We start from the raw sequence: 18,882 nt of genomic DNA on the forward strand, positions 1-18,882 counted from the left end.
AGGCATAGGGAAACCGAGTCTTAATAGGGCGAATTAGTCGCAGGGTGTAGACCCGAAACCAGGCGATCTATCCATGGCCAGGCTGAAAGTTAGGTAACACTGACCGGAGGGCCGAACCCACATCTGTTGCAATAGATGGGGATGAGCTGTGGATCGGAGTGAAAGGCTAATCAAGCTTGGAGATAGCTGGTTCTCCCCGAAAGCTATTTAGGTAGCGCCTCATGTATCACTTCTGGGGGTAGAGCACTGTTTCGGCTAGGGGGTCATCCCGACTTACCAACCCGATGCAAACTCCGAATACCAGAAAGTGCAATCATGGGAGACACACAGCGGGTGCTAACGTCCGTTGTGAAGAGGGAAACAACCCAGACCGCCAGCTAAGGTCCCTAAATTATCGCTCAGTGGTAAACGATGTGGGAAGGCATAGACAGCTAGGATGTTGGCTTAGAAGCAGCCATCATTTAAAGAAAGCGTAATAGCTCACTAGTCGAGTCGGCCTGCGCGGAAGATTCAACGGGGCTTAAGCGATATACCGAAGCTGCGGATTTAATATTTAGATATTAAGTGGTAGGGGAGCGTTCTGTACGCCGGAGAAGGAATACTCGTGAGAGATTCTGGAGGTATCAGAAGTGCGAATGCTGACATGAGTAACGTTAATGGGAGTGAAAGACTCCCACACCGAAAGACCAAGGTTTCCTGTTCAACGTTAATCGGAGCAGGGTGAGTCGGCCCCTAAGGCGAGGCAGAGATGCGTAGTCGATGGGAATCAGGTTAATATTCCTGAACTTCTATATAATGCGATGGAGGGACGGAGAAAGCTAAACTAGCTGGGTGACGGTTATCCCAGTTTAAGCAAGTAGGTAGAGATCTTAGGCAAATCCGGGATCTTAATACCGAGATGTGATGACGGTGAGTCTACGGACTCCGAAGTAGTTGATGCTATGCTTCCAAGAAAAACTTCTAAGCTTCAGTTATATAGAAACCGTACCCCAAACCAACACTGGTGGTCGGGATGAGAATTCTAAGGTGCTTGAGAGAACTCGGGTGAAGGAACTCGGCAAAATTGTACCGTAACTTCGGGAGAAGGTACGCCCTTTTAGGTGAATGCTTTACGCAGTAAGCTTGAGAGGGCCGCAGTGAAAAGGTGGCTGCAACTGTTTATCAAAAACACAGGACTCTGCAAACACGAAAGTGGAAGTATAGGGTCTGACGCCTGCCCGGTGCTGGAAGGTTAATTGATGGGGTTAGCGGTAACGCGAAGCTCTTGATCGAAGCCCCAGTAAACGGCGGCCGTAACTATAACGGTCCTAAGGTAGCGAAATTCCTTGTCGGGTAAGTTCCGACCTGCACGAATGGCGTAATGATGGCCACACTGTCTCCACCCGAGACTCAGTGAAATTGAAATCACCGTGAAGATGCGGTGTACCCGCGGCAAGACGGAAAGACCCCGTGAACCTTTACTATAGCTTTGCAGTGGATTTTGAATCTTTTTGTGTAGGATAGGTGGGAGGCTTTGAAACTCAGACGCCAGTTTGAGTGGAGCCATCCTTGAAATACCACCCTGAAATATTTGAAATTCTAACCTAGGTCCATTATCTGGATCGGGGACATTGCATGGTGGGTAGTTTGACTGGGGCGGTCTCCTCCGAAAGAGTAACGGAGGAGTGCGAAGGTACCCTCAGCGCGGTCGGAAATCGCGCTTTTGAGTGCAAAAGCATAAGGGTGCTTGACTGCGAGACAGACAAGTCGAGCAGGTACGAAAGTAGGTTTTAGTGATCCGGTGGTTCTGTATGGAAAGGCCATCGCTCAACGGATAAAAGGTACTCCGGGGATAACAGGCTGATTCCGCCCAAGAGTCCATATCGACGGCGGAGTTTGGCACCTCGATGTCGACTCATCACATCCTGGGGCTGTAGTCGGTCCCAAGGGTATGGCTGTTCGCCATTTAAAGTGGTACGCGAGTTGGGTTCAGAACGTCGTGAGACAGTTCGGTCCCTATCTGCCGTGGGCGTTGGAAATTTGAAGGGAGCTTCTTCTAGTACGAGAGGACCGAAGTGGACGTATCTCTGGTGTTCCGGTTGTCATGCCAATGGCATTGCCGGGTAGCTAAATACGGACGGGATAACCGCTGAAAGCATCTAAGCGGGAAGCCCACCCTAAGATTAGATTTCCCTAGAGGTTTAACCTCTCTAAAGGTCCGTCGGAGACTACGACGTTGATAGGTTGGGTGTGTAAGTGCAGTAATGCATTGAGCTAACCAATACTAATGACCCGTGAGGCTTGACCATATAATAGGTCTCAGAATTGTAACACAATAATGTCGATATACGACGCAAGCGAAAGCTAACCAACTAAACCAAAGAATGCTGTTGCGGTGTTGATAATAACATCCAACCACCAGTTTTCCTGGAGACAATAGCGCTATGGTACCACCTGAATCCATTCCGAACTCAGAAGTGAAACGTAGCTGCGCCGATGATAGTGTGGGGCCTCCCCATGTGAAAGTAGGTCATCTCCAGGGTCTAACATGAATAGCCCACTCATTGAGTGGGCTTTTTCTTTGTGTAAAAGAAAGAAAATAGCAAAGATAATTAAAAGTGTTGATTGAGATATAAGATCATAAGAATAATATATTTTATATAACTGTAAATATATGTAAAAATAAATCTTGTTTAATACTTAGGGTTTTCGATTATGCGATTATTTATATTGTATTTACTCAATTTTTGTTTGTTATGTGTGCCTACTTTTTCAGATTCATTACAGCATGGTAAATATTACCATCAAGATATGGAAATAGAGCTTTCACAATATTTTGTAAGTGAGAAACTCGATGGTTTTCGTGGTTATTGGGATGGGAAAGTATTAAAAAGCAAAACGGGTTACGCTTATAATCCTCCTGAATGGTTCATTCAAAATTTGGGTGATCAACCCTTAGATGGTGAATTATGGTTGGGGCGAGATCAATTTTCAGAAATTATTCCAATATTAAATAGTACAGAGAATCAGGATGATTGGCACAAAGTTAGTTATATGATTTTTGATATGCCCAATATTAATAAGCCTTTTAAAGAGCGTGTTGAATATATGGAGAATCACATTAATGCGCTCAATCTTAAACATGTAAAAATGATTCCTCAGCAAAGAGTTCAGAATAAAGAGGCTCTTAATAAATTGTTAGAGAATGTTGTAGCATTAAGGGGAGAAGGTTTAATGCTACATCATGAGGATGCATATTATGGCTCTGGCCGAGTAAATCATTTACTGAAAGTCAAAAAGCATGATGAAGGCAAAGGTATCATTATTGGCTATAAACCTGGCAAAGGTAAGTACACAGGAATGGTTGGCGCATTGGTTGTTGAACTGGAAGATGGCATGATTATTAATGTCGGCTCAGGATTAACAGATGAAATGCGAGCTAACCCACCAAAAGTAGGTGAAACAATTGCATTTATTCATAATGGTTTAACAAATCATGGTAAACCACGTTTTGCTCGATTTAAGCGCATGAGAAACCCAGCGATAGAGTGATTACAAAAACTCACCATCCACATAAACTAAGCGTTCATTTTCATAGATGAATCGGCTGAGTTCATGAATTTTATCAGCTTTACCATTTTGAGTGCTATCTTTGTATCTTGCGATGAATTCTACGAAATACTCATGATTTTTTGGATTTTGATCAACTTTATTGATTTTTAATCCTAACCATTTAATTGCATCCATATCCCCAAAATCATCGGGGCAGGTTGTACTGTGCCAAGTGAATTTTAGATAATCAATATTTTTTAATACATAAGCACTATATCGACTTCGCATTAATATTTCCTGATTTTCAGGATATTTTTCTTTTAAGTGATAAGGTTCACAACACATGTGATACTGTGTTTTAGGATTACAAGGGCAAGATATAGATGTCATAATTAAGCTTTGTGTTGATTCAACCAATGGATTAATGATTGATAGATGTTAATGGCAATGGCATTGTTAAAATCACGATCAAAATCATGATATTGATTTTGTACGGGATGGAACTCATTGTCAGGAATAGTATTGGATAAATGTACAGAAGATTCATATGGTACATCTTTATCTGTATTGCTTGCAGTTAGAAATGTCCTAGGTAATTTGGATATTTCTTGATCTGTCAAACTGTAATATTCCCATAAAGATCGATCGGGTAATATTTTAGATAGCCATTCACCTGTTTGTCGGTAATTAATATAGAGTGGATAACGTGATTTGACGGATGCTGTTGTAAGAATTCCTTGATCAATTAGATCATATAGTTCCATGTAGTTATGCTTTGGAAACTGTAAGTAATAATCGCTTGGTTTCATAAATGCATCGGCTAGCATTGAATAATAACCATAAAATGCAATGATACCTTGTTGTTGTGGTGATGGATTTTTAGCAGAGAGTAATAATGCTAAATAAGCTCCCGCAGATCGTCCAAACAGATAATATTCTGATGATTTTAGTTTAAGAATGTCATGATAATGTGTTTGAAACCATATTAATGCATTGGCTAAACATTGATGAATCTCAGAGAGTTCGGCTTCTGGTGCTAATGGATAATCCAATAGTAATAAATTGTATCCTGCATCATTGAGCATGTTGATATAAATCTCAGGTAGATCGTAACGTTCACCTAAAATAAAACCGCCACCATGGATATAAAGCAATGTAGGCTTGTTACTTGAATATTTACTAGGCCGATATTCTGCTTTGAGTTCAATTTCTTTGAAGATGTCATAAGTATAAATTGTGTTCACGTGATACGATCCGAAAATATTTGAACCTTTATGATAATTAAGATGATCCTAATTATAAAGTTTGGACACAATTATTTGTGAATTATGGTGATCGTGTTATAAATATAATATATAAGCCTAATAAACATAATTAATCCAATCTGCATTAATATTCTAAAAATCTATCAAAGACACGGAGGTTTTATGCCTAGTTTTATTGCTGAATTTATTGGAACTGCCATTATGATTCTCTTCGGTGGCGGTGTTGTCGCGAATGTTGTATTGAATAAATCGAAAGCTGCGGGCGGAGGATGGATTGTCGTCATTATGGGCTGGGGATTCGCTGTCATGTTGGCAGTTTTTGCAGTTGGAAAATATAGTGGTGGGCATTTAAATCCAGCTGTAACGGTTGGATTAGCAATTGCCAATAAATTTCCATGGATGTATGTGCTAGGTTATATCATCGCTCAAATGTTGGGTGCAATGCTTGGTGCTTTCCTTGTTTGGACGCATTTTAAACCACATTTTGCAGTGACAGAAAATGCCATTGCTAAGCGAGATATATTCTGTACAACACCAGCAATAGAAGATTATCCCTCTAATTTAGTTTCAGAAATCTTAGGTACAGCAGTGCTTATTTTTGCAATTTTATTCATTGGAATTAATGAATTTACAGGAGGTTTGCAGCCTGTTGTTGTCGGTTTCTTAATTATGGCCATTGGTTTAAGCTTAGGTGGTACAACAGGTTATGCAATTAATCCTGCGCGTGATTTAGGTCCTAGAATCATGCATGCTTTAATGCCAATCGCAGGCAAAACTGATTCCAATTGGCGTTATGCATTTGTGCCTATTTTAGGGCCGATGGTTGGAACGATTATTGGTACTGCACTTTACGGGCTTTTTTATCGTTCAGGTGCAGGTAATACAATGAGTATTTTTGGTAGCATTGTCTGGTTAAGCATTGGTGGTGTATTGTGCTTTTATTTGTTGCGTTATGGTCGTCGTAAACAGGCAGAAAAACGTGCATTAGAAGTAGGTTCAGAGAATCATTAAATGAATAATTACGGAAAGATTTAAGGAGTTTGTATGCAAAAATTTGTGATGGCTATTGATCAAGGCACAACGAGCACTCGAGCAATTATTTTTGATAAAGCAGGGAATATCAAAGGTGTTGCGCAGAGAGAATTTCGCCAAATTTTCCCGCATCCAGGTTGGGTTGAACATGATCCAACTGAAATTTGGTCGTCGGTATTATCTGTTGTGACAGAAGTACTGACAGAGAATAATTTAAGCCCAGAACAGATCGCAACGATTGGCATCACTAATCAACGTGAAACAACTGTTGTTTGGGATAAAGAGACAGGTTTACCTATTTATAATGCTTTAGTTTGGCAATCTCGACAAACGGATAAAATTTGTAATGAGCTCAAGAAAGCAGGGCATGAGCAGTTGTTTAAAGATAAAACAGGATTATTGTTAGATCCATATTTCTCGGGCACTAAAGTTGCTTGGATTTTGGATCATGTGGAAGGTGCAAGAAGTCGTGCTGAAAAAGGTGAACTACTATTCGGCACGATCGATACTTGGTTAATTTGGAAATTAACAGGTGGAGAGGCACATGTGACAGATTACTCTAATGCCAGTAGGACATTAATGTATAACATTTATGATCTAAAATGGGATGAAGAATTGTTGAGCATTTTAGGTGTGCCTGCTGCAATGTTACCGAAAGTTTGTTCTTCTTCTGAGGTTTATGGTACAACCATGGCTCAAAACTTTTTAGGACGAGAAGTCACAATTTCAGGTGCCGCTGGCGACCAACAAGCTGCGCTGTTTGGTCAAGCATGCTTTAAAGAAGGCATGGCAAAAAATACTTATGGTACAGGTTGTTTCATGCTGATGAACACGGGAGCAAAGCAAGTTAAATCCCAAAGTGGTTTGCTGACAACATTAGCATGGGGCATTAATGGCAAAGTGGAATATGCACTCGAAGGCTCTATCTTTGTGGCAGGCTCTGCTATTCAGTGGTTGCGTGATGGTCTGCGTATGTTTCAGCATGCTAAGTTATCAGAGGATTATGCGAGCCGCGTAGCTTCTGCTGAAGGTGTTTATGTTGTACCAGCTTTTGTTGGTTTAGGCACGCCTTACTGGGATTCTGAAGCACGTGGTGCGATTTTTGGTTTAACTCGAGGCACACAAAAAGAGCATTTTGTGCGAGCGACTTTAGAAGCCATTGCTTATCAGTCACGTGATGTATTACAAGCAATGGAGAAAGATTCGGGATTGAATTTGACTGCATTGCGTGTGGATGGTGGTGCTGCAATGAATAATTTCTTAATGCAGTTCCAGTCAGATATTTTGGGTGTGGAAGTGGATCGACCACAAATCAATGAGACAACTGCTTTGGGTGCCGCTTATTTAGCAGGTTTAGCGACAGGTTATTGGGAATCACAAGAAGAAATTCAACAAAATTGGTCATTAGATCAAAAGTATACGCCAAAAATGGCAGAAGATGAGCGTGCGAAGTTATATCATGGTTGGGAATGTGCAATTAAAGCAACACAGGCATTCAAACCAAATATATAATGGACACTGTTGTTATTTTTAGATGAAGGAGCAATTCATGACATTTTCAGGAATGAAGCGTCAAGATACCATTCAAAAACTTCAAAGCGATACTTATGATGTCTTGGTCATTGGTGGCGGAATAACGGGCGCTGGAATTGCTCTGGATGCCTCAAAAAGAGGCATGAAGGTTGCATTGATTGAAATGCAAGATTTTGCTGCAGGTACAAGTAGCCGTTCCACAAAATTAATTCATGGTGGATTGCGTTATTTGAAGCAGTTACAGGTGGGCGTTGTCATGCATTCAGGGCGTGAACGCGCTGTTGTTTATGAAAATGGTCCGCATGTGACAACGCCAGAATGGATGTTATTACCAATGCATCGTGGTGGTACATTTGGACCATTCTCAACATCCATTGGTTTGAAGGTTTATGATCTTTTGGCAGGTGTCAAAAAAGATGAGCAAAAAAGCATGCTTAATCGTGAACAAACGATTCAAAAAGCACCATTGGTTCGCCAAGAAGGTTTAGTAGGAGCTGGGTATTATGTGGAATATCGCACCGATGATGCACGTTTAACCATCGAAGTGATGAAAAAGGCTGTAGAATTTGGTGCAACTGTATTGAATTATGCAAAAGGTGATAGCTTTATCTACGATGATAAAAACCAAATCATCGGTATGGATGTTAAGGATCTGCCGACTGGTTCTGAATTTCAGATCAAGGCTAAGAAGGTTGTCAATGCAACGGGTCCTTGGGTGGATGAAAATCGTAAAAAAGATAAAGCAACACCTAACAATAAACATCTTCGTTTAACAAAAGGGATTCACTTAGTTGTGGATCAAACTCACTTTCCATTGAAGCAAGCTGTTTACTTTGATACAGAAAAAGATAAGCGCATGATTTTCGCTGTGCCACGCAATGGTAAAACATATATTGGCACAACAGATACCGTCTATGAGGAAGGTAAAGAAAATCCAGTTGCAACTAAAGCTGATCGTGATTACATCATTGCTGCTGTGAATTATATGTTCCCAACCGTTCAGTTGACAGCTGATAAAATTGAATCATCTTGGGCAGGAATTCGTCCACTGATTTGGGAAGAAGGTAAAAGTCCATCTGAGATTTCTCGTAAAGATGAAATATGGGAATCAGAAACAGGCTTATTGACGATTGCGGGCGGAAAGTTAACAGGTTATCGCCACATGGCAGAAGAAATTGTGGATAAGTTGGCGAGCATTTTTCAGCGAGACTTCAGTTTACAATTTAAACCATGTATGACAAAAACACAGCCCGTTTCAGGCGGCGATGTTGGCGGTTCTGATAAATTTTATGCATTCATTCAATCACAAGCGAAAGTTGGTGAATCTATTGGTTTGTCGCAGTCAGAAGCAGCTTTTTTAGCACAGTTTTACGGTACAAATGCTCAAGTCATGTTTGATGAGTTTAAAGCAAACCCTGTGGATGATACAGAGGCTTTGAGTCGATTAACGCAATTGCGATTATGGTATGCTTTAAATTATGAATGTGTGATGACGCCATGTGACTTTTTGATTCGTCGTACAGGTCATTTATTCTTTAATATCGCAGAAGCGATGAGAGAAAAAACTGGCGTTATTGATTATATGGCAAAATATTTTGATTGGGATTCTGAAACAATCGGCCGTATGACAGCTGATGTAGAGCAAACCTTTAAGTTTGCGACAGATTTTCCTGATGAAAAACAGTAATAAGGCTTGAAATATCCCCCAATTTAAGTAGAATAGTGCGATCGTTTACCAGCGACCCCTAACGGTGGTTGTCTTTTAGAAAAGCTTTGAGGTGAACGGGATGAGAGCTACGGCTCTTTCATCTTGGGGCAACAATAAGATAGCTTTTAGTTAGAGATTATTTATTTTTTGGAGTTTTCAATGAAAACATTTAGTGCAAAACCTGCTGACGTTGTTCGCGAATGGTATGTGATTGATGCAGAAGGCAAAACACTTGGTCGTTTAGCAACTGAAGTTGCAAAACGTTTACGTGGCAAACATAAAGCAGAATATACACCGCATGTTGATACAGGCGATTATATTATTGTTGTGAATGCTGAAAAAGTACGTGTAACTGGTAATAAATTGAAGCAAAAAGTTTATTACAAGCATACAGGCTATGTTGGTCACTTAAGACAAACTTCTTTAGAGAAAATGTTAGAAAGCAATCCTGAGCGTGTTTTAGAATTCGCTGTTAAAGGTATGTTGCCTAAGAACGTTTTAGGTAGAGATATGTTCCGTAAACTAAAGATCGTTGTAGGTCCTGAACATACTCATGCTGCACAGCAACCTAAAGTTTTAGACTTTTAATTTAAGGAAGATAAATCATGGCAGTGAACCAAAATTATGGTACAGGTCGTAGAAAGACCTCAGCAGCTCGCGTTTTCTTGCGTAAAGGTACAGGAAGCATCGTTATCAATGGTAAACCATTAGACGAATACTTCGGCCGTAAAACAGCATGTATGGTTGTTCGTCAGCCATTAGAGTTGTTGGAAGCAACAGAGCAATTCGATGTATATGTAACTGTTTCTGGCGGTGGTCAATCTGGCCAAGCTGGTGCAATTCGTCACGGTTTAACTCGTGCATTGATCGAATATGATGAAGTTAATCGCTCACCATTGCGTAAAGCTGGTTATGTAACTCGTGATGCTCGTGAAGTTGAACGTAAGAAAGTTGGCTTACGCAAAGCTCGTCGTGCAACACAGTTCTCAAAACGTTAATCGTTTTACAGTTCTACAACACTACAAGCCTTTCTGCTACAGAAAGGCTTTCTTTTTATAGATTTAGTATTCAGTGTGAATAAGAAAATATATACCTCAAAAGATCATGCTTTAACATCTAGGCAGATCTCAAAAAATGCATTGCAAGTGATCAATACATTGACGGATGCAGGTTATGAAGCCTACATCGTTGGTGGTGCTGTGCGTGATTTATTATTGAATAAATCCCCAAAAGATTTTGATATTGCGACGAATGCACATCCAGAACAAATTAAGCGACTTTTTAGAAATTGTCGTTTAGTTGGTAGACGATTTCGTTTAGCTCATATTCTCTTTGGTCGTGATGTGATTGAAGTTGCGACCTTTAGAGCAGAATCCAATAATGATCATCCTACGCAAGATCGTAAAGTGGATGATGATGGATTTTTGGTGCGCGATAATGTTTATGGCTCTGTGGAAGATGATGCTTTGCGTCGTGATTTTACATTAAATGCTCTTTATTATGATCCGATTCAGAATATCATTGTGGATTACACAAATGGTTTTGAAGATCTGAAATCAGGCCAGTTAAAACTGATTGGTGAACCTGATCGACGTTTTCGTGAAGATCCAGTGCGCATGTTGCGTGCTGTTCGATTTGAAGTCAAGCTAGGTTTTGCATTGCCACAAGATTTAGTGAATGCAATTCACGAAATGAGTCATCTATTGCAAACTGTATCACCTGCGAGAATGTTCGATGAAGTGATCAAATTATTGCTGAATGGGCAGGGCAATGCTATTTATCATCAATTGCGTCATTACCGTTTATTTGGACAGATTTTTCCGCAAACGGAACGTGCATTAATTGAATTGGGTGATCCGAAAGAGCATTTGTTGATTTCTGCATTGAATAATTCAGATAATCGCATCAATGATGGTTTGGGTGCATCTTCGTACTTTCTTTATGCTGCATTATTGTGGGAGCCATTCTTGGATGAATATCATGTGCTTGTATCAGATCGATTCTCTCCACATGATGCTAGTACCATTGCGGCCGATAAAATCTTGCGTAGACAGCAAGATTACACGATGATTCCAAAGCGTATTTCTTCGCAAATTTCAGATTTATGGAAATATCAATTCCGTTTAACGAGCGTGAAGGCAAGAAAGCAAAAAGGCGGTATTGGTAAAATTATGCATCATCCAAGATTTAAAGCTGCGTATGACTTTTTATTATTGCGTAAAGATGCTTATGAGTCAGAGGAAATTGTGGATTCAGCTGATTTTTGGAAGAAAGCTTGGGAAAAGAATAATCATTCTCAGCAATAATATTTTGAGTGAAAGTGATTAAGATTTACCCCGATGAATGATTTTGACATCATATTGCGTTGGGGTAAATTCTTGAATAAATAGCTGGATGGCTTCATCCATGATGACATCGCCGCACATAAAGATATCAATGGCTGCAAAACCTGTTTCTGGCCAAGTATGAATGCTCATATGAGATTCAGCGAGAAGTAAAACGCCCGTGACACCTTGATCTACTCCAAAATGATGAAAATGCGATTGTATGACCGTTGCATTTAATTGTTTTGCAACGTCTAACATAATTTTTTCAATTGTTTGTGGTTTGGTGAGTAGATCTGCAACGCCATAAATATCTAAGATCACGTGCTGGCCATAAGCATGGTATTCAGTTGCCATTTATTTGTGCCATCCGCCAGATGATGAGCCATAAGAACTATATCCCCCAGAAGAGTAACTGCGATTACTATCCAAAGATGTATAGTTAACAATAGTTGCAATAGTGATGACGATCACGGCATACCAAGTATAAAAAGTCTTCATTGTTACGTTCCTTAATCGTTATTAGCAACAGAATGTAATAACACGCCCACAATAATGGCGGAGATAATAAATTGCTGTGCATCCATTAAAAATACAGGAATATTAATCACTAAGAAGATAATAAAAAATAGCGTTGCTGTATTTTTTGTCGGTTGATGTTTAATAGTATTTGCAACGAGAGAAGAAGGGGCGCTCGTTGAAACATTTTTAATGCCACCAGAATCTTTAAACCATTCATTCAAACGCTTATTGGAAATGCTTGTTGCTCGGCTCCAGCTCATTTCATTTGCGGTGACTTCCATGGATAATTTTTGATCTTCGCGACCATAATCCACATAATAAGTCATATCACCAGGGCTGACTTGATAATAGAATGAACCGATGGCAAATCTTACACGGCCGCCATAATTATATAAGCGAGGCAACTGTTGTCCTGTGCGGTGAATTGGGCGCATATCATGCCCAATTTTCGGCCATATATTTTGTGTTGTCGCAACAGCCCAATCATTGGGGCCACTTTGTACTAGCCACATAAATTGATCAGGGAAAGAGAACAGTAAATATTCATGCCATTGTTCATGCGTAAATTGGACAAAATCTTTTTTCAATTTGTTTTGAATGGCTAATTGAGTTTGATCACCATCTAACTCTGATTGGCACATCATACCGATTACAGTCCATTCTTTATTATCAATTTTAGCTTTTTGTCCGATCTCTAAAGCCATGGCTTGCTTTTGAATGGAACGAATATTATGAGCTTTGAGCAATTGAGCAACATTATCATTGATGGCGATTTCAGAGCCGCAATAACGGCAGTTAACATTTTCCGTAACGCCTGTGATCCATTGAATATTGCCGCCACAATTTGGGCATTTACTCTCTTGTGTTGCGCCTTTTAATTCCCCTGAAGTTTCTTGGATTTCTCGTTCTGTACGGAGATTTTGCCAAGCAAGTCGATGAAAATCTACAGCAAAGCCTGTAAATATCTCTATCTCTTTAGTGTTTGAATAATCAACAGTGATGAATCGTTCTTCTGAACGAGCATCCACAACACGAATGGCTTCATTTTTTTTAGGAATGAATGGCAGTTCCCCTTGTACAGCATTTTGCAATAAAACTGCTTCGCGAATATCACATGCATAGTAAGAATGAGATGTTGGCAATAACTTAATCTCTTTTCCTACAGTGATATCGTGAAAAGCGGGTAATGGTAAAGGTTTAGTATTGTCGTGCTCTAATTTTTCTAAACAGACATAATTGCCATTACTGTCAGATAGCCAACCATTTTTCCCAGAAGCAAATTGAATATACCATTCATTCCAAGTACCACCAATTTTCTTTTGGTCATCTTTATCGTGATATTGCACTTGCAATCGTCCGATCACTTGGAACGCTTCATTTTTGATGGTGCCAGATGAGCCAATTTGTATGGCACTGAAATCCTCTAAAATTGCAGAATGTTCACCAGATAATGCCAAGCTGTTATTGTTGAATAGTAGATTCGATTGACATTTAGGGCAGGCAACCATCAATGTTGTCTGTGACTGAATGTCAATCTTAGCACCACAACTTGGGCACGCTGCTGAGAAAAATGTCGCCATAATTTATTATTATCCTATGAGTTGACGCAGAACTTCGGCTTTAGCTTTGTCGTAATCTTCAGAAGTGATTAATCCTTTTTGCAATAAATCATTCAGCTGTGAAAGTTTTGCAGTTGGATCATTATTGTCAGCAGGTGCAGCTTGTTGTTGTGGTTGGCTAGCTGCGGCAGACTTTTGCTGCATTGCGTCAGCCATCATTTGCCCCATGGTTAAGCCTGCGCCCATGCTCATTCCAACGCCCGCAGCACCGCCTTCATTTTGTGCTGCTAATGGAATGCTATTGGCCATTTGATATTGTGTATAGGCAGATAAATCGCCAATGATGCCCATAGAAATACGGTCATCTAGAGTTTTTTGTAAGGCAGGTGGCAATGTAATGCTTTCGATTAAGAAGCTTTCTAGTTGCAAGCCCAATCCTTCAAATGCTGTTTGCAAAGATTGTTGAACCAGTTTAGATAGTTCTGTTAAATTTGCCGCCATATCAATGAAGGGAATATTTTTATTGCCCAAAATTGTAGACAAAGTTGTGATGCATAAGTTGCGCAATTGATCATCCAATTGAGACTTGTAGAACTCTTCTGTAATGCCTGCAACTTCTGTGAAGAATTTACGAGAATCATTCACGCGATAACTATAGTTACCAAAACCACGCACAGAGATTAAACCAAATTCGTTATCACGAATTGTGATTGGTTGAGCGGTTCCCCAGCCAGATGCTAATTGCTGACGAGTATTAAAGAAATAAACATCCGATTTGAATGGTGATTCAAAAAGCTTATCCCAATTTTTTAAGTTCGTTAATACAGGCAAGTTATTGGTGGTTAGCTTGTATGATCCTGCTGTAAATTCATCGGCTAATTTGCCCTCATTCACAAATAACGCCACTTGTGATTCGCGCACAATTAATGCTGCGCCATTTTGGATTTCTTCATCCGCAATCGGGAAACGCCACATCAATAGCTCAGGATTAGGATCTGGCCATTGAATAACATCTATAAATTGCTTTTTAATAAAACGACCTAAGCCCATTTTATATTCTCCTTAAAGGGTGAAAATAATATTTGATTAGCTTAATGCTGCACCATTGATTAAACCGATCGCAATGGAAAATGCTGCAAATAAACAGCCCACGGCAATATTGTTGTTAGCCAATTCAATGCTCGCTTTTTTGATTACGTGCGTTGCAACATAGTAAACCAACAACTGAATGACAGTGGCCAATAGTGACCAAATTAAAAAGCTTAATAGAGAAAGTGTTGTGCTCATGCTTGATGTGATTGTGATACAAAAACCGATCAAAGCACCACCAAAGGAAATGGCACATGCAACATTACCTTCTTTGATGAGCTGTAGCTCTTTTAAAGGTGTGATTTTGAGATAGGTGATTGCAAAACAAGCTGTCATTACGATAGCAAGAGCGATGTATTGTAAGTATAAAATGTATTGCGAGACTAATTCGTTCATTGGGTCGCCTTCATGGATTGGTATAATAGTGACGGAATTCTACTATATTTTATGACTTTATCCCACTTGAAAACGGGGATCATGTTAATATCGTCCACTTTAAATGATCATAACTATACTGTTCTAACAATGTTTAATCGTACACTCATTATCTCTGTCTTTGTGGTGGCAAGTTGTGGACTTGCTTATGAACTCATCATTGCTGCGTTGGCCAGTTATTTATTGGGCGATTCTATTTTGCAATTTTCCACCATTATCGGTGGTTATCTATTTGCGATGGGCATTGGCGCACATTTAACGCGCTATATCAAAGATGAAGATGCATTAACACGATTCATTGATATTGAATTGCTTGTGGGTTTGATCGGCGGAATTTGTGCATTATTGCTGTTTATTCTATTTGGATTATCTTCTGCGCCCTTTCGTGTGATCGTTTATTCATTGGTTTTTATCATCGGTATAATTGTGGGGATGGAAATTCCCCTTGTCATGCGCGTAATGAACCAATATAAAACAGATTTTAAAGAACTCGTCAGTAAAGTATTAACCTTTGACTATATGGGCGCCTTGGCAGTTTCATTATTGTTTCCATTAGTATTAGCACCAAAATTGGGCATGGCGAGAAGTGCATTATTATTTGGTATTTTGAATACATTGGTGGCGATTTTTTCTTGCTATGTTTTCCGTGAGAAATTACCCACATACAAAAAGCTGATGATCAAAGGTAACATCGTATTAGTTGCATTGTTGACAGCATTTTTCTTTGCCAATGATTTAACAGAAAGAGCAGAGCAACATTACTTTGGTGATCCGATTGTGTATCAATACAATTCGCCTTATCAGCGCTTAGTATTGACTAAATATAAAGATGATACGCGTTTATTCATCAATGGGAATTTACAATTTTCTTCGATGGATGAAGCGCGTTATCATGAAGCTTTAGTTTTACCAGCGATGGAAAATGTACCCAAAGCTGAAAATGTTTTGATTTTGGGCGGTGGCGATGGTTTAGCAACGCGTGAAGTTTTGAAATATCCTGATGTGAAATCCATCACATTGGTGGATTTAGATCCCAAAATGACGGAGCTATTTAAGACATCGGCTCAGTTAACGATTCTCAATGATAATGCGTTGAATAATGAAAAAGTCACGATTGTGAATGAAGATGCAGCAAAGTGGTTAGAGCGACAAACAGAGCAATACGATGTGATCATTATCGATCTACCTGATCCCTCTAACTTCTCATTAGGTAAACTCTATTCTGTGCCAATGTATCGCTTAGTGAAGCAGCATTTAACGCCGAATGGCGTGATGGTAGTGCAATCCACTTCGCCATATTTCGCGCCACATGCTTTTGGTAGCATCAATAAAACGTTGCAAGCAGCGAACTTACAAACATTGCCTTATCATGCTTATGTACCTTCGTTTGGTGAATGGGGCTATATTTTAGCCAATCGTGATGGCAATTTTATGATTCCTGAAAGCTATCAAGTGAATACGCGCTATTTGGATAAAGAAACTACAGCGCAAATGTTTAAATTTCCGCTCGATATGCCAGTGAGAACAGATTTAGAAGCGAACCATTTGAATACGCAAATCTTAGTGAAATACTTTGAGCAAGATTGGCGAAAGGCAACACCTTAATATGCGCTGGAATCGTCGACAATTCATCGTTAATGGCATTGGTTTAACGGCAACGATTGGCTTAGGTAGCTATACTTATTTTTCACGAACACCAGCAAAACCTACGATCAATGTGAATTTTGCAGGGATGGAATTAGGGCATGCGATCCGTGAGCATGCTTTTTCAAAAGATGAGCCAAATATCGTGCCTATTGAGATGGATACACTAATTGTGGGCAGCGGTGTTGCAGCGATTTCAGCAGCTTGGCAATTGAAAAAACAAGGGCATGATCGATTCTTATTGTTGAATGGCCCAGAACGCAGCGGCAATAGCCGAAGCGGTCATTATGAATCCTTAAATTATCCGACGGGCGCACATTATTTAGCTGAGCCCACAAAAGAATCCACACACATTCATGAAATGCTCACGGATTTAGGCTTATTGAAATATGGACGATATGATGAAATGGCCGTCGTTCATGCACCGAGTGAGCGTTTATTCAGAAATAACAAATGGCAAGCTGAGTTATTGCCTGAGTTGGATAAAGATGGTGAACGCTTTTTTAAGCATATTCAAGTATTGCAGAATAGTTACGGTAAAGATGGCAAGCGCGCTTTTGTGATTCCGATTGCACTATCATCGCAAGATGAAGCATTCACGCAATTGGATAAAATCACATTTTCAATATGGTTAAAAGATCAGGGCTATCAATCAGAATCTTTATTGTGGTATTTGAACTACTGCTGCTTGGATGATTATGGGCAAGGCATTGATGCGGTTTCCGCTTGGGCAGGGATTCAATATTTTGCAGCAAGAACACATGAAACAGATAGCAATCAGTTATTAACGTGGGATGGTGGATTAGGCATGTTGGTTGAGAAATTGCGTGATTGGATAGGCTTTGAAAAGCTTGCTAATTTCCCTCAGCAATTGGCAGACAATTATCGCTATGAAATGGATGGCAGTGCACTTGCCATTGATGAGCAAGATGATCATGTGATTGTGGATGTATTACTGAATCAGAAAAAATATCGTATTAAAGCCAAAAATGTAATCTGTGCCGCACCGATTTATATCACGCAATACATTGTGAAAAATTTCGAGCGTTATGGTTTTGATGCCAAGCGTGACCTACCGAATTATGCGCCGTGGTTGATTGGTAATTTTGTATTGAATGGCTTCCCGAAAGAAGATGTTTCCTATCCATTGGCTTGGGATAATGTGGTTTATCAAGGGCCAACTTTGGGTTATATCAATAGCACGCATCAGCAGATTTCTGTCATTCGACCCGAAAGAACAGTATTTACGAGTTATCGTGTGTTGGAAAATAAATCGCCCAATGAAATGCGTGATTGGTTGCAGTATCAAGTCACGCAAGATGAGTTGATGATGCTCGCAACTGAGGATTTAGAAAAACTCTATGGTCGTGAATTTGTGAATCGCATTGTGCATGCGGATTTAACAGTGCGCGGGCATGCAATGGCAAGCCCAACACCAGGCTTTTTACAGAATCAAGGATTGCTGAATTTACGCAATCATCGCTCACGATTGTTATTTGCTCACAGTGATTTATCAGGCTATTCGATCTTTGAAGAAGCAAGCTGGTGGGGCATTCAAGCGGCTAATGGGATAATAAAGGCGTAAGTTTTTCCCAAACCGCCTCCATCATTAATGGTTGTCCATCTTTATTAGGATGGATGCCATCACCTTGCATCAAATCATTATTACCGCCCACTTTTTCCACAATGGATGGTAAAACGGCGATTTGGTGTTTTTCACCCAATTCAGGATAAATCGCTAAAAATCGCTCTAAATAAGCATCACCATAATTGGGTGGCAATTGAATCCCAACTAATAAAACTTTGCTATCTGCGGCTTTTGCCAATTCGATCATTGCGGATAAATTTTCGGCGATTTGTTTCGGCGGCGTTGCACGCAAGCCATCATTGCCACCGAGTTCTATGATCGTAATTTCAGGTTTCACTTGCTCCAATAATCTTGGCAAACGGCGCAAGCCATTCGTTGTTGTATCGCCTGAAGTCGAGCGATTCACCATTTCATATTGATAACCTTCGGCCTTCAATTTCTCATCCAATAAATTCACCCAACCATCTTTGGGATTCATACCAAAACCAGCGCTGATGCTATCGCCCACAACTAAAATGGATTGTGCTTGCGCAAAGCCAATGGCGATGAATAAAACTAGAATGAGTTTGAGTTGTTTGATAAACATTTAGTCAACCTTTATGAATTACCTGAGATTTAAAATATGAGGGGTTATAGTATATGACATAAGCTT

Annotated in this window: 17 protein-coding genes and 2 rRNA genes (1 of these 19 cut by a window edge); 11 read left to right on the plus strand and 8 right to left on the minus strand. The window is 39.9% G+C overall.

From position 1 onward, the window contains the following. The 3 genes from ACA100_RS05050 to ACA100_RS05060 form a co-directional block, all read left to right on the plus strand. A 23S ribosomal RNA gene (locus ACA100_RS05050) occupies nucleotides 1-2,288 on the plus strand; it begins 621 nt to the left of the window's first position. A 117-nt stretch (nucleotides 2,289-2,405) separates the two neighbouring features. After that, nucleotides 2,406-2,521: ribosomal RNA gene (gene rrf, locus ACA100_RS05055) — 5S ribosomal RNA — on the plus strand. A gap of 173 nt (nucleotides 2,522-2,694) precedes the next feature. Beyond that, complete coding sequence (locus tag ACA100_RS05060) at nucleotides 2,695-3,531, plus strand: DNA ligase (RefSeq protein WP_481078887.1); 837 nt, start codon at nucleotides 2,695-2,697, stop codon at nucleotides 3,529-3,531. Here the strand turns inward: ACA100_RS05060 and ACA100_RS05065 are convergent, their stop codons facing one another. Then, nucleotides 3,532-3,921, minus strand: coding sequence for a YchJ family protein (locus ACA100_RS05065; RefSeq protein ID WP_481078888.1), 390 nt, complete (start codon nucleotides 3,919-3,921; stop codon nucleotides 3,532-3,534). Between the two features lie 2 nt (nucleotides 3,922-3,923). After that, on the minus strand, nucleotides 3,924-4,775 hold the full coding sequence (locus tag ACA100_RS05070) for an alpha/beta hydrolase (protein ID WP_481078889.1): 852 nt from the start codon (nucleotides 4,773-4,775) through the stop codon (nucleotides 3,924-3,926). A gap of 183 nt (nucleotides 4,776-4,958) precedes the next feature. Between ACA100_RS05070 and ACA100_RS05075 the strand changes: the two genes are divergently transcribed. From ACA100_RS05075 to pcnB, 6 genes are all read left to right on the plus strand, one after another. Further along, complete coding sequence (locus ACA100_RS05075) at nucleotides 4,959-5,807, plus strand: MIP/aquaporin family protein (RefSeq protein WP_481078890.1); 849 nt, start codon at nucleotides 4,959-4,961, stop codon at nucleotides 5,805-5,807. Nucleotides 5,808-5,840: 33 nt separating this feature from the next. Further along, nucleotides 5,841-7,340 carry a glycerol kinase GlpK gene (gene glpK, locus ACA100_RS05080; protein WP_481078891.1) on the plus strand — a complete coding sequence of 500 codons (1,500 nt, stop codon included), beginning with the start codon at nucleotides 5,841-5,843 and terminating at the stop codon, nucleotides 7,338-7,340. Between the two features lie 37 nt (nucleotides 7,341-7,377). Then, nucleotides 7,378-9,048, plus strand: a complete 1,671-nt coding sequence (locus tag ACA100_RS05085) for a glycerol-3-phosphate dehydrogenase/oxidase (RefSeq protein ID WP_481078892.1) — start codon at nucleotides 7,378-7,380, stop codon at nucleotides 9,046-9,048. A gap of 180 nt (nucleotides 9,049-9,228) precedes the next feature. Further along, nucleotides 9,229-9,657: a 50S ribosomal protein L13 gene (gene rplM, locus ACA100_RS05090; RefSeq protein ID WP_481078893.1), complete on the plus strand. Its 429-nt coding sequence runs from the start codon at nucleotides 9,229-9,231 to the stop codon at nucleotides 9,655-9,657. Between the two features lie 17 nt (nucleotides 9,658-9,674). After that, nucleotides 9,675-10,067 carry a 30S ribosomal protein S9 gene (gene rpsI, locus ACA100_RS05095; protein WP_077926667.1) on the plus strand — a complete coding sequence of 131 codons (393 nt, stop codon included), beginning with the start codon at nucleotides 9,675-9,677 and terminating at the stop codon, nucleotides 10,065-10,067. A 75-nt stretch (nucleotides 10,068-10,142) separates the two neighbouring features. Further along, on the plus strand, nucleotides 10,143-11,375 hold the full coding sequence (gene pcnB / locus ACA100_RS05100) for a polynucleotide adenylyltransferase PcnB (RefSeq protein WP_481078894.1): 1,233 nt from the start codon (nucleotides 10,143-10,145) through the stop codon (nucleotides 11,373-11,375). Nucleotides 11,376-11,393: 18 nt separating this feature from the next. On the opposite strand, the gene speD is transcribed toward pcnB, so the two are convergent. Genes speD through ACA100_RS05125 form a run of 5 tightly spaced genes read right to left on the minus strand, consistent with a single transcriptional unit; the run spans nucleotide 11,394 to nucleotide 14,959 of the window. Beyond that, nucleotides 11,394-11,750: an adenosylmethionine decarboxylase gene (speD, locus tag ACA100_RS05105; protein ID WP_481078895.1), complete on the minus strand. Its 357-nt coding sequence runs from the start codon at nucleotides 11,748-11,750 to the stop codon at nucleotides 11,394-11,396. After that, a complete protein-coding gene (locus ACA100_RS05110) occupies nucleotides 11,751-11,894 on the minus strand; it encodes a hypothetical protein (protein ID WP_481078896.1) in 144 nt (47 codons plus the stop codon). An 11-nt stretch (nucleotides 11,895-11,905) separates the two neighbouring features. Then, nucleotides 11,906-13,495 (minus strand): DUF4178 domain-containing protein, encoded by a 1,590-nt coding sequence (locus ACA100_RS05115; RefSeq protein WP_481078897.1) that lies wholly within the window; start codon nucleotides 13,493-13,495, stop codon nucleotides 11,906-11,908. A gap of 9 nt (nucleotides 13,496-13,504) precedes the next feature. Further along, complete coding sequence (locus tag ACA100_RS05120; protein WP_481078898.1) at nucleotides 13,505-14,524, minus strand: SPFH domain-containing protein; 1,020 nt, start codon at nucleotides 14,522-14,524, stop codon at nucleotides 13,505-13,507. A gap of 36 nt (nucleotides 14,525-14,560) precedes the next feature. Next, nucleotides 14,561-14,959 carry a DUF350 domain-containing protein gene (locus ACA100_RS05125; RefSeq protein ID WP_481078899.1) on the minus strand — a complete coding sequence of 133 codons (399 nt, stop codon included), beginning with the start codon at nucleotides 14,957-14,959 and terminating at the stop codon, nucleotides 14,561-14,563. Between the two features lie 129 nt (nucleotides 14,960-15,088). On the opposite strand from ACA100_RS05125, the gene ACA100_RS05130 reads away from it, so the two are divergent. Both ACA100_RS05130 and ACA100_RS05135 read left to right on the plus strand, forming a co-directional pair. Next, nucleotides 15,089-16,603 carry a polyamine aminopropyltransferase gene (locus ACA100_RS05130; RefSeq protein WP_481079104.1) on the plus strand — a complete coding sequence of 505 codons (1,515 nt, stop codon included), beginning with the start codon at nucleotides 15,089-15,091 and terminating at the stop codon, nucleotides 16,601-16,603. A 1-nt stretch (nucleotide 16,604) separates the two neighbouring features. Further along, a complete protein-coding gene (locus ACA100_RS05135) occupies nucleotides 16,605-18,227 on the plus strand; it encodes an NAD(P)-binding protein (RefSeq protein ID WP_481078900.1) in 1,623 nt (540 codons plus the stop codon). On the opposite strand, the gene ACA100_RS05140 is transcribed toward ACA100_RS05135, so the two are convergent. After that, nucleotides 18,205-18,816, minus strand: coding sequence for an arylesterase (locus ACA100_RS05140; RefSeq protein WP_481078901.1), 612 nt, complete (start codon nucleotides 18,814-18,816; stop codon nucleotides 18,205-18,207). The two genes, ACA100_RS05135 and ACA100_RS05140, sit on opposite strands and share 23 nt — an antisense overlap. Nucleotides 18,817-18,882: the final 66 nt, after the last annotated feature.

The organism is Wohlfahrtiimonas sp. XWW7 (assembly GCF_056716055.1).